A 10,958-nucleotide genomic window follows, 5' to 3' on the forward strand; every position below is an offset into this window, starting at 1 on the left:
TGCCCGAGCGGCTCGGGCAAGAGCACGCTGCTCAACATGGTGCTGCGGCTGTACGACCCGACCGAAGGCCGGGTGTCGGTCGACGGCGTCGACATCCGCAACGTCACGCTGGATTCGCTGCGCCGGAGCATGGCCGTGGTGTTCCAGGAGAACATGCTGTTCAACATGTCGATCCGCGACAACATCCGGCTCGGCAAGGAAGGCGCGACCGACGCCGAAGTCGAGCAGGCGGCCAAGAAGGCGGAGATCCACCGCTTCATCATGAGCCTGCCGCAGAAGTACGACACCGTGGTCGGCGAACGTGGCGACACGCTGTCCGGCGGCCAGCGCCAGCGCATCGCGATCGCACGCGCGGTCGTCCGCGATCCCTCCGTGCTGCTGCTCGACGAGGCGACTTCGGCGCTCGACCAGACCACCGAGGCGGCGATCAACAAGACGCTGATGAAGCTGGCGCGCGGCCGCACCATGATCTTCTCGACCCACCGCCTGACCTCGGTGGTCGACATGGACGAGATTGTCGTCGTCTCCGGCGGGCAGGCGATCGAGCGCGGCTCGCACAAGGAGCTGCTCGCCAAGAACGGCGTCTATCGCAAGCTGTGGGACGACCAGAAACGCCACGGCGCCGGCGACGATGACGACGATGATGATGATGACGACGACGAGTGAGGGGCGGGCGGCCCGCATCCCGCGCGAGGCCGTCTTGTGCCGGGCTTGATCGCTCGGACTTAGTCGCCGCCGATCAGTCCAATCTTGAAGAACCAGACCGCCTCAATCGGCGAGGCGGCCGAGCACGTTGAGCTCGGCGCGCAGGCGGTCGGCATCGGCGAGATCGGATTCGATCTCCGCATGCAGCTTGCGCCAGATTGGCACTGCCGCAGCCAGCGTCGTCCGCCCCGTAGGCGTCAGCCGCAACAGCCGCGCGCGCCGGTCCGCCGGATCAATCAGCACTTCGAGCAGATTGCGCCGCTCCAGCGGCTTCAGGTTCGCCGTCAGCGTGGTGCGGTCCATCGCCAGTAGCGCTGCGACGCCGCCGAGCGGGGCAGGCTGCGGACGGTTCAGCGACATCAGCAGCGAGAACTGGCCACTGGTGAGCCCGGCCGGCCTCAGCGCGAGGTCGAACCTCCGCGCCAGCGCCCGCGCCGCCCGCTGGGCGTGCAGGCACAGGCAGCTGTCTCGGACCAGCAGCGTGGTTTCGAAACTCGGTTCGGCCAGGGGGCGCATTTGCGAACGGCTCTTGACAACGGAAGGACGATATACGTTGATATCAACTTAAGTCGACGGGATCAAGCGCCGCCACCGGGCGGGCTCCGCGGGCTCAGGCCCGCGCAGCATTCATCGCGCCACGTCGATCAGGGAGGACCACCGCATGAAGATCGTGACCAGCCTGAGCTTCCAGGGGCACTGCCGCGACGCGTTCGAGTTCTACGCCAAGGTGCTGGGCGGCAAGATCACCGCGGCCATTCCCTACGGCGATGGGCCTCCGGGCATGCCGATCACCGATCCGAAGTACAAAACCTGGCTGATGCATTGCTGGCTCGAAGTCGGCGATCAGGCGCTGATGGGCGCCGACATGGACATCGGCTGGGCCTCCAACATCGACAAGCCGAAGAACGGCTTCGATGTCACCCTGCACACCCAGGACAAGGCTCAGGCGCAGCGCTGGTACGAGCAATTGTCCGAAGGCGGCAAACCGATGATGCCGTTCGCCGAGACGTTCTGGTCGCCCGGGTTCGGCTCGCTGATCGACCGCTTCGGCATCCCGTGGATGATCAATACCCAACCCGCGCAGACCTGAGGCCTCCACGGCGCCGGTGAAAAAACGCCGGTCCGATGTCGGCTGCAGCAGGGGTGCTTCGTCCTCGAAGCACGGGAGACTCACTCCTCTAGCGCAAGCCTTTCAACGTCATTGCGAGCGAAGCGAAGCAAATCCAGCTTCGTGCACCGAGCTGGATGGCTTCGTCGCTTCACTCCTCGCAACGACGGGGCAAGGAATGACGCGGCAAGCGCTCGCACAACACGGAAACAGCCATGAACCAGTCCTATCGTTGGGTGATCGTTGCGGCCGGCGGCGTGCTCGGCTGCGTTGCCGCCGGCGCGATGTTCTCGCTGCCGGTGCTGATCCGGCCGATGTCGCAGGACACCGGATGGTCGGTCACCGGTATCTCGACCGCGATGACCATCGGCTTCCTGGCGATGGCCGCCGCCAGCATGCTTTGGGGCAATCTGTCGGACAGGTTCGGCCCGCGCCCCGTCGTGCTGACGGGCTCGGCGGTGCTCGCGGCCAGCCTCGCGCTCGCCAGCCGGGCCGGTTCGCTGATCGAATTTCAGTTGCTGTTCGGCGTGCTGGTCGGCGCTGCGACCGCCGCGGTGTTCGCGCCGATGATGGCCTGCGTCACCGGCTGGTTCGATACTGGCCGCGGCCTTGCGGTGTCACTGGTCTCTGCCGGCATGGGGATGGCGCCGCTGACGATGGCGCCGCTGGCGGCATGGCTGGTGACGATCCACGGTTGGCGCGGCGCGATGCTGATCATCGCGGCGATCACGGCCGCGCTGATGATCCCCGCGGCGCTGCTGGTGCGGCGGCCGCCGGCGCTCGAAATGGGCGGCGCTGACGTTGCTTCTGCCAATGCGCAGGACGACATGACGCTCAAGCAGGCGGTGCGGTCGCCGCAATTCGTCACGCTGATGCTGGCGAATTTCTTCTGCTGCGCGACCCATTCCGGCCCGATCTTCCACACCGTCAGCTACGCGGTGACCTGCGGCATTCCGATGATCGCCGCGACCTCGATCTACAGCGTCGAAGGGCTGTCCGGCATGTTCGGTCGGCTCGGCTTCGGCCTCGCCGGCGATCGCTTCGGCGCGCAGCGCGTGCTCGTGATCGGTCTGCTCGCGCAGGCGTTCGGCGTGCTGGCTTACGCCTTCGTCGGCGGGCTCGGCGGCGTCTATGCCGTCGCTGTCGCGGTCGGCTTCATCTACGCGGGCACCATGCCACTGTACGCCGTGATCATCCGCGAGAACTTTCCGCTGCGGATGATGGGCACCATCGTCGGCGGCACTGCGATGGCCGGCAGCCTCGGCATGTCGACCGGCCCCGTGCTGGGCGGGCTGATCTACGATGCCTACGGCAGCTACGCGCCGATGTATGTCGCCTCCTGCGGCATGGGCCTCGCCGCAATGCTGATCCTGGCGACCTTCAGGCCGTTCCCGCAGCGGCGGGTGGAGTTGGCGATGGCGTAGGAGAGGGCGCCGTTCTGCTGCGCCGGCAGCGGCGGGCCTTACGGAGACAGCGCCTCGATGATGCGGCAGTCGGCGACCGTGCCGCAGCTGCATTGGGTGATCATGTGGTCGAGCTCGTGGCGCAGGGCCTTGAGGTCGGCGATCTTGCGATCGACTTCGGCCAGATGCTGCTTGGCGATGGCGTCGATGGCATCGCAGGAGCGGGTGCGATCGTCGGACAGATCGAGCAACGCGCGGATCTGATCGAGTGAAAAGCCGAGATCGCGGGCGCGTCGGATGAAGCTCAAACGGTTGAGATGCTCGGTCGTGTAGGCGCGGTAGTTGCCCGGCGTGCGCGCTGGGGCCGACAGCAATCCGATCCGCTCGTAATACCGGATGGTTTCGACCTTGGTGTCGGTCTGACGCCCGAGATCGCCGATTGCGAGATGGTCCGCCTGCATGTCTTGACCCTGTAGCTGCTACAGGGTGCATATGGGGTGTCACAACGCTTTGTCGAGGTGACGCTATGGCGACCAACGCCTACAAAACTCGCGTAGAGGGCATGGATTGTGCCTCCTGCGCGCTCAAGATCGAAACGGCGATGCAGCGGCTGCCGGGTGTCGCGGATGTCCGCGTCAGCTATTCGGCCGCCACCTTGGCGCTTCGGTTCGATCAGGACAGAATCTCGCCGAGTACCATCGACGACGAGCTTCGTTCGCTCGGTTATCAGCCGCAGGCAATTGCGCCGTCGCCCAGCAGCATCCGGACCGAGCGGAAGCGACTGCCGTGGTGGCAGGACGCGAAGCTGCAAACCGTCATGATCGCAGCGGCGGTTTTCGCTCTGGCGTTCGCGTTAGCGCAGCTGTTTCCAGCCTACGAGCGATGGCTCTATTCCGCCGCGGCCGCGGTCTGTCTGATCCCAATCGCACGCCGGGCCCTGATCGGCGCACGTTCGGGATCGCCGTTCAGCATCGAAACACTGATGACCGTTGCGGCGATCGGCGCGGTCGTGATCGGTGAGGCCGAGGAAGCTGCCGTGGTCATCGTTCTGTTCAACGTTGGCGAATGGCTGGAGACGTTCGCGGCGGGGCGCGCCCGAGCGGGCATTGAAGCGCTGACCGACGTCGTGCCACGCACCGCGCGACGGCTGCGCGACGGCTGCGCGACGGCTGCGCGACGGCTGCGCGACGGCTCGGACCAGGTCGAGGAAATTCCGGCAGCCGACCTGATGATCGGCGATGTCGTGGTGGTGCGTCCTGGCGACCGCATCCCGTCGGACGGCAAGGTCCTCGACGGCCATTCCGACGTGAACGAAGCGCCGATCACCGGCGAGTCCGTGCCGGTCGCCAAGGCGGTCGGCGATCACGTCTATGCCGGCAGCATCAACGCGAATGGCGAACTGCGCATCGAGACGACGAATGCGGCGGCCGACAACACCATCGCGCGCATCATTCACCTCGTCGAACAAGCGCAGGAGAGCAAAGCGCCGACGGAGCGGATGATCGATCGTCTCAGCCGGTGGTACACGCCCGCCGCGATGTTGGTGGCGCTCCTGGTCATCATCGTGCCGCCGCTCGGCTTCGGCGAGGATTGGGCGACCTGGATCTATCGCGGACTCGCCACGCTGCTGATCGCGTGTCCGTGCGCCCTGGTGATTTCGACCCCGGCCGCGATTGCGTCCGGACTTGCGGTGGGGGCTCGCAAAGGGCTGCTGATCAAGGGCGGTGCGGTGCTCGAAACGCTCGGCAAGGTGAAGACCGTCGCCTTCGACAAGACCGGCACGCTGACGCTGGGGCAGCCTCAGGTGACCGACGTGGTTTCTGTCATCGGCCAGCAGGACGACACCGTGCTCGCGCGCGCCGCGGCTGTCGAAGGCAACACCAGTCATCCGATCGGGCAGGCGATCGTCCGCGCCGCGAAGGCACGCGCGTTAGAGTTCCCCGTCGTGTTCGGCGGGAGCCAGGCTGTGCCGGGCAAGGCGATCTCCGCGCGTCTCAAAGACGGCTTCGCCTTCGTCGGATCTCCGCGCTTTGCCGCCGAACGGACCACGATCCCGCCGGAGCTTGCGACGACGATCTCGGGCCTCGAGCGTCAGGGCAAGACGGTCGTGGTCCTCATCTCCGGAAACACCTGCGAGGGAGCGATTGCGGTGCGCGACGAGCCGCGCCCGGATGCGGCAGGAGCGTTGCGGCAACTGACGTCCAAAGGCATCGCGGTGGTGATGCTGACCGGCGACAACGCACGAACCGCTCAGGCGATCGCCGGTCAACTCGGCATGGAGGCCCGCGCGGAGCTGCTGCCCGACGCCAAGCTCGCGGAGATCAGTCGCCTGAAGGAAGTATCGCCCGTCGCGATGGTCGGCGACGGCATCAACGATGCGCCTGCGCTGGCGGCCGCGTCCGTCGGCATTGCCATGGGCGGAGGAACGGACGTAGCACTGGAGACCGCCGACGCGGCGTTGCTGAATGATCGCGCCCATGGCGTCGCCGAATTGATCGCGCTGTCGCAGGCGACGCTCGGCAATATCTGGCAGAACATCTCGATCGCGCTCGGGCTGAAAGCGGTGTTTCTCGCTACCAGCCTGCTCGGCGTGACGACGCTGTGGATGGCGATCCTCGCCGACACCGGCGCTACCGTCCTGGTCACCGCGAACGCCCTCAGATTGCTGCGGTGGCGGGCGTCAGAGGCATGATGCGGTATGCGGGCTTCGAGGCTGGGCGGCAGCTGCCGCGTCCTGTCTGCGTGCGCCTGCTCGTCGACGTATGCCGCCTCAGTTCTTTGTCAGATACAGCGGCGTCCTCACCGTGAGCTGATACGCAGGCTTCGGTGTCCAAGACACCTGCGCGGTGATGCCGAACAGGCGGTTGTCGTTGTCGTCGAGCTTGTCGAGGTCGACGCGCAGGATCGGCTGGGTGAAGGCGTCGATCGGGGTGAAGCGCAGCAGCTCGGCGCCGCCGAATGACTGCAGGCCGGCGCGCCCGGTGAGCTTCCAGTTGTTGTCCCACTGATAGTAGCCGCCGAGCCAGCCGACCGTGTTCGGATGGATCGCGGCACGGTCGGCGTCGATCGCCGTGGTGGTAAACTGCACGCCGGCGAGGACGCCGCGGGTCTCGTCGGTGTCGAACGCGTAGGACGCCTCCAGGATGGTGTTGAGCGATGTGGTGGCGAGCGGTCCGCTCGGCACCGAGCGGGTGAGGGTGGTCTGCAGCGTCAGGGTCGGCAACGAACCGCCGTCCTGTCGATAGATGTCGGCCTGGACGCCGACGTTCCAGCTGGTGATGTCGACCGAGCTCCAGCCGGCGCCGCTGTTGCTGGTGGTGGTGCTGAAGCCGCCGTACAGCGAGACGCGGTCGTTGACGTCGATCGTCAGCGGCACGTCGAGTTCCACGCTCTGGCTCGCCGGCAGCGTTGGGGCCTGCAGCGGCGGCAGCGCCGCCAGCTCGCGCAGGCGGGACAGCACGGTGATGGTCGGGTTGGAGAAGCCGATCGAGAGCGTGCCGGCCGGGGTGCGCCCGTAGGTGGTGCGGAAGTCGAGGTAAATATTGGGGTAGGTCTGCGCTGGCGTCTCGTCGTCGTCATCGTCGTCGGCCGCGAAGGCCGGGCTGGTGAGGAACTGCAGCGCGCCGGCGGCGATGGCCAGCGCCGCCACCCGGCGCCAAGGCCGCGGCCGTGATCGAACTTGCCCCGAACCCGCCATTTGTTTCCACGCATCCCGCGGCCGGCCGACACGGCGCCCCGGCGGCCACTTAGCCATAGCCCCGCCCCCGCCGGCCATCCGGAGCGGCGGCCGGTCTGTGGATCGTCCCGGGCCGACACGCGCCGGGCGAGCCGGCCCGCCGATCAGTAATCTCAGCCGCATGGCGGGTCGCTACTAAAATACCGTCATGTTGACCGGAAGCCTGAGCGGGGCTCGGCTGTCTCGAATCGAGACGCCAAGGGAGCGCGAATCCGTCGCCGAGTCGGTACGGAATCGCTCTTCCGATTGCTCACGATTCTATGAATCGGGTCGCGCGAGGTGCCGATCCGCGTCCCGCGAGCCGGTCGTCGAGGCCGAAATTGGAGCTCGATCGCGCGCCAAGCGGGACGCCACAACGCCCCATTTCATCGGCGTTTCATGACGGTCGGAGAGGTAGTAGAAAGTCGTCGCCGAACCGTCATCTGGCAGCGGTTTTGCCTTGACTTAGGATAGGTCCGCCGATACAACCCGCCCACTTCAAGACAGGCGGTGAGCGTCGCCAACGTCGGAACGGACAACCCGGGCCGTCCTTTCAAGGACTTACGGGCACCACCCTCGACCCAAGACGCTCAAACGCTGTCGACATAAGCCAGGCAATGCCAGGACATTAAGCGTTCTTTCGAGTTCTTTCTCGGTAAGGACGGTTTTGGAAGCATGACCTCGGTAGGAACCGGTCAGTGGAAAACTGCCCGGTCTTTGCTGCGGTCCTCTGTTGCGTGGAAGCGCTTTCCGCTCAGCGATGGGTGGCTGGCGCGATTTCGCTTTGCGTGATCGGACGATTGGTTCGGTCGAGCAGGGCGGCCGCTGGAGCGGGTAGCTCCGAACGAATTTGCGAAACCGACTGATCGGTTTCGCGCGAAGCTTGAGGGTGAAGGCGAAGATGCCGACGATCAACCAGCTGATCGCAAATCCGCGCGTGGTGCAGAAGTCGCGCAAGAAGGTTCCGGCGCTGCAGCAATCGCCGCAGAAGCGCGGCGTGTGCACCCGCGTCTACACCACGACGCCGAAGAAGCCGAACTCGGCGCTGCGTAAGGTCGCCAAGGTGCGCCTGACCAATGGCTTCGAGGTCATCGGTTACATTCCGGGTGAGGGCCACAACCTGCAGGAGCACTCGGTGGTCATGATCCGCGGCGGCCGCGTCAAGGACTTGCCGGGCGTGCGCTACCACATCCTCCGCGGCGTCCTCGATACCCAGGGCGTCAAGAACCGTAAGCAGCGCCGTTCGAAGTACGGCGCGAAGCGTCCGAAGTAAGCGGGGAGAGCATCCATGTCCCGTCGTCACGCCGCCGAAAAGCGCGAAGTTCTTCCCGATCCGAAGTTTGGGAACATCATTGTCACCAAGTTCATGAACTCGGTGATGTACGCCGGCAAGAAGTCGGTCGCCGAAAGCATCGTCTACGGTGCGTTCGACCTGATCGAAGCCAAGACCAAGCAGCCGCCGCTCGGTGTGTTCGAGCAGGCGCTCGACAACGTGATGCCGACCATCGAGGTTCGTTCCCGCCGCGTCGGTGGTGCGACCTACCAGGTCCCGGTCGAAGTTCGTTCGACTCGTCGTCAGGCTCTGGGCATTCGCTGGCTGATCGCCGCCGCCCGCGGCCGCAACGAAAAGACCATGACCGAGCGGCTGTCGGCTGAACTGCTCGATGCGTCGAACAACCGTGGCAACGCGGTGAAGAAGCGTGAAGACGTGCACAAGATGGCGGAAGCCAACCGCGCGTTCTCGCACTATCGCTGGTAACGGCGAAGCAACGGAATCAAGGAAGACGCTATGCCCCGCGTTCACGCCATCGAGGACTACCGCAACTTCGGCATCATGGCCCACATCGATGCCGGCAAGACCACGACGACCGAGCGCATCCTCTATTACACCGGCAAGAGCCACAAAATCGGCGAAGTGCACGAAGGTGCCGCGACGATGGACTGGATGGAGCAGGAGCAGGAGCGCGGTATCACCATTACGTCGGCCGCCACGACCGCGTTCTGGAACGGCAAGCGTCTGAACATCATCGACACTCCCGGCCACGTCGACTTCACCATTGAAGTCGAGCGTTCGCTGCGCGTGCTCGACGGTGCCGTGTGCGTTCTCGACTCCAACCAGGGCGTCGAGCCGCAGACCGAGACCGTGTGGCGTCAGGGCGACAAGTACAAGGTTCCGCGCATCGTCTTCGCCAACAAGATGGACAAGACCGGCGCTGACTTCTTCAAGTGCCTGCAGGACATCATCGACCGCCTCGGCGCCAAGCCGGTGGCGATCCAGCTGCCGATCGGTTCGGAGAACAACTTCAAGGGCGTGATCGATCTGGTCCGCATGAAGGCTGTGGTCTGGAACGACGAGTCGCTGGGCGCGAAGTTCGAAGACGCCGAGATCCCGGCCGAGCTGCTCGACCAGGCCAAGGAATATCGCGAGAAGATGATCGAAGCCGCCGTCGAGCTCGACGACGACGCGATGTCTGCGTATCTCGAAGGCAACGAGCCGGACGAGGCGACCCTCAAGCGTCTGATCCGTAAGGCCGTGCTGACCGGCGCGTTCTATCCGGTGCTGTGCGGCTCGGCGTTCAAGAACAAGGGCGTGCAGCCGCTGCTCGACGCCGTGGTCGACTACCTGCCGTCGCCGATCGACGTGCCGGCGATCAAGGGCACCGACGACAAGGGCAACGAAGTCGTGCGCAAGGCGGACGACAAGGAGCCGCTGGCTCTGCTCGCGTTCAAGATCATGGACGACCCGTTCGTCGGCACCATCACCTTCTGCCGCATCTACTCGGGCATCCTGCAGAGCGGCACCGGCGTGGTGAACTCGACTCGCGAGAAGAAGGAGCGCATCGGCCGCATGCTGCTGATGCACGCCAACAACCGCGAAGACATCAAGGAAGCCTATGCCGGCGACATCGTCGCGCTGGCCGGCCTCAAGGAAGCTCGCACCGGCGACACGCTGTGCGATCCCGCCAACCCGGTGATCCTCGAAAAGATGGAATTCCCGGAGCCGGTGATCGAGATCGCGATCGAGCCGAAGTCGAAGGCCGACCAGGAAAAGCTCGGCGTCGCGCTGGCGAAGCTGGCGGCGGAAGATCCGTCGTTCCGGGTATCGACCGATCAGGAGTCCGGCCAGACCATCCTCAAGGGCATGGGCGAACTCCATCTCGACATCAAGGTCGACATCCTGAAGCGCACCTACAAGGTGGACGCCAACATTGGTGCGCCGCAGGTGGCGTTCCGTGAGCGCATCACCAAGAAGGCCGAAGTCGACTACACCCACAAGAAGCAGACCGGTGGTACCGGTCAGTTCGCTGCGGTGAGCTTCGTCGTCGAGCCGACCGAGCCGGGCGCCGGTTACATCTTCGAGTCGAAGATCGTCGGCGGTGCGGTGCCGAAGGAGTACATCCCGGGTGTCGAAAAGGGCATCGAGAGCGTGCTGTCTTCGGGCGTGGTCGCGGGCTTCCCGGTGGTCGACGTCAAGGTGACGCTGGTCGACGGTAAGTACCACGACGTCGACTCGTCGGCGCTGGCCTTCGAAATCGCCTCTCGTGCCGCGTTCCGCGAAGCGCTGCAGAAGGGCAAGTCGGTTCTCCTCGAGCCGATCATGAAGGTCGAAGTTGTGACCCCGGAAGACTACACCGGTTCGGTCATCGGCGACCTGAACTCGCGGCGTGGCCAGATCCAGGGTCAGGACATGCGCGGCAATGCCAACGTGATCAACGCGATGGTGCCGCTGATGAACATGTTCGGCTACGTCAACAACCTGCGCTCGATGAGCCAGGGCCGGGCGAACTTCACCATGCAGTTCGACCACTACGCGGAAGCGCCGGCCAACGTGTCGGCTGAAGTCCAGAAGAAGTTTGCCTGATTGTCGCAGGTGTAAGCCGCGACTGAACGGAGAGAGCAATGGCCAAAGCAAAGTTTGAACGTACGAAGCCGCATTGCAACATCGGGACGATCGGTCACGTCGACCATGGCAAGACGTCGCTGACTGCGGCGATCACCAAGGTTCTGGCGGAGACGGGCGGTGCGA

General features: G+C 65.1%; 11 protein-coding genes. 8 read left to right on the forward strand and 3 right to left on the reverse strand.

The genetic code is table 11. The annotated features are described in order from the left end of the window. A partial coding sequence (locus DYI24_RS12860) for an ABC transporter ATP-binding protein (RefSeq protein WP_164572562.1) occupies positions 1 to 666 on the forward strand: 666 nt, incomplete at its 5' end. Between the two features lie 102 nt (positions 667 to 768). Here DYI24_RS12860 and DYI24_RS12865 read toward each other — a convergent pair. Beyond that, positions 769 to 1,221, reverse strand: a complete 453-nt coding sequence (locus DYI24_RS12865) for a MarR family winged helix-turn-helix transcriptional regulator (RefSeq protein ID WP_164572563.1) — start codon at positions 1,219 to 1,221, stop codon at positions 769 to 771. Positions 1,222 to 1,366: 145 nt separating this feature from the next. Here DYI24_RS12865 and DYI24_RS12870 point away from each other — a divergent pair, with 145 nt between their 5' ends. Both DYI24_RS12870 and DYI24_RS12875 read left to right on the forward strand, forming a co-directional pair. After that, complete coding sequence (locus DYI24_RS12870) at positions 1,367 to 1,795, forward strand: VOC family protein (RefSeq protein ID WP_164572564.1); 429 nt, start codon at positions 1,367 to 1,369, stop codon at positions 1,793 to 1,795. A gap of 233 nt (positions 1,796 to 2,028) precedes the next feature. Next, positions 2,029 to 3,237: an MFS transporter gene (locus DYI24_RS12875; RefSeq protein ID WP_164572565.1), complete on the forward strand. Its 1,209-nt coding sequence runs from the start codon at positions 2,029 to 2,031 to the stop codon at positions 3,235 to 3,237. Positions 3,238 to 3,275: 38 nt separating this feature from the next. Here the strand turns inward: DYI24_RS12875 and DYI24_RS12880 are convergent, their stop codons facing one another. Then, entirely contained in the window at positions 3,276 to 3,677 is a 402-nt protein-coding gene (locus DYI24_RS12880; protein WP_164572566.1) for a MerR family transcriptional regulator, read from the reverse strand. A 65-nt stretch (positions 3,678 to 3,742) separates the two neighbouring features. Between DYI24_RS12880 and DYI24_RS12885 the strand changes: the two genes are divergently transcribed. Beyond that, positions 3,743 to 5,908 (forward strand): heavy metal translocating P-type ATPase, encoded by a 2,166-nt coding sequence (locus DYI24_RS12885; protein WP_164572567.1) that lies wholly within the window; start codon positions 3,743 to 3,745, stop codon positions 5,906 to 5,908. A gap of 78 nt (positions 5,909 to 5,986) precedes the next feature. On the opposite strand, the gene DYI24_RS12890 is transcribed toward DYI24_RS12885, so the two are convergent. Next, positions 5,987 to 6,913: a hypothetical protein gene (locus DYI24_RS12890; RefSeq protein ID WP_246701242.1), complete on the reverse strand. Its 927-nt coding sequence runs from the start codon at positions 6,911 to 6,913 to the stop codon at positions 5,987 to 5,989. Positions 6,914 to 7,832: 919 nt separating this feature from the next. On the opposite strand from DYI24_RS12890, the gene rpsL reads away from it, so the two are divergent. The 4 genes from rpsL to DYI24_RS12910 all read left to right on the forward strand — a co-directional run. Next, positions 7,833 to 8,204 carry a 30S ribosomal protein S12 gene (rpsL, locus tag DYI24_RS12895; RefSeq protein ID WP_008969396.1) on the forward strand — a complete coding sequence of 124 codons (372 nt, stop codon included), beginning with the start codon at positions 7,833 to 7,835 and terminating at the stop codon, positions 8,202 to 8,204. A 15-nt stretch (positions 8,205 to 8,219) separates the two neighbouring features. Continuing rightward, the gene (gene rpsG, locus DYI24_RS12900; RefSeq protein WP_107345081.1) at positions 8,220 to 8,690 is read left to right on the forward strand and encodes a 30S ribosomal protein S7; all 471 of its coding nucleotides are present in this window, start codon (positions 8,220 to 8,222) and stop codon (positions 8,688 to 8,690) included. Positions 8,691 to 8,720: 30 nt separating this feature from the next. Then, positions 8,721 to 10,793, forward strand: a complete 2,073-nt coding sequence (gene fusA, locus DYI24_RS12905) for an elongation factor G (protein WP_164572569.1) — start codon at positions 8,721 to 8,723, stop codon at positions 10,791 to 10,793. A 38-nt stretch (positions 10,794 to 10,831) separates the two neighbouring features. Then, the coding region (locus DYI24_RS12910) for a GTP-binding protein (RefSeq protein WP_240002540.1) at positions 10,832 to 10,958 on the forward strand (127 nt) is incomplete at its 3' end.

Source organism: Rhodopseudomonas sp. BR0C11, from assembly GCF_010820945.1.
Classification (GTDB): domain Bacteria; phylum Pseudomonadota; class Alphaproteobacteria; order Rhizobiales; family Xanthobacteraceae; genus Rhodopseudomonas; species Rhodopseudomonas palustris_H.

Bases quoted from the DNA above. Each gene is read 5' to 3' on its own strand.
- DYI24_RS12865 (WP_164572563.1), bottom strand. From the start codon at position 1,221: ATGCGCCCCCTGGCCGAACCGAGTTTCGAAACCACGCTGCTGGTCCGA.
- DYI24_RS12870 (WP_164572564.1), top strand. From the start codon at position 1,367: ATGAAGATCGTGACCAGCCTGAGCTTCCAGGGGCACTGCCGCGACGCG.
- DYI24_RS12875 (WP_164572565.1), top strand. From the start codon at position 2,029: ATGAACCAGTCCTATCGTTGGGTGATCGTTGCGGCCGGCGGCGTGCTC.
- DYI24_RS12880 (WP_164572566.1), bottom strand. From the start codon at position 3,677: ATGCAGGCGGACCATCTCGCAATCGGCGATCTCGGGCGTCAGACCGAC.
- DYI24_RS12885 (WP_164572567.1), top strand. From the start codon at position 3,743: ATGGCGACCAACGCCTACAAAACTCGCGTAGAGGGCATGGATTGTGCC.
- DYI24_RS12890 (WP_246701242.1), bottom strand. From the start codon at position 6,913: ATGGCGGGTTCGGGGCAAGTTCGATCACGGCCGCGGCCTTGGCGCCGG.
- rpsL (WP_008969396.1), top strand. From the start codon at position 7,833: ATGCCGACGATCAACCAGCTGATCGCAAATCCGCGCGTGGTGCAGAAG.
- rpsG (WP_107345081.1), top strand. From the start codon at position 8,220: ATGTCCCGTCGTCACGCCGCCGAAAAGCGCGAAGTTCTTCCCGATCCG.
- fusA (WP_164572569.1), top strand. From the start codon at position 8,721: ATGCCCCGCGTTCACGCCATCGAGGACTACCGCAACTTCGGCATCATG.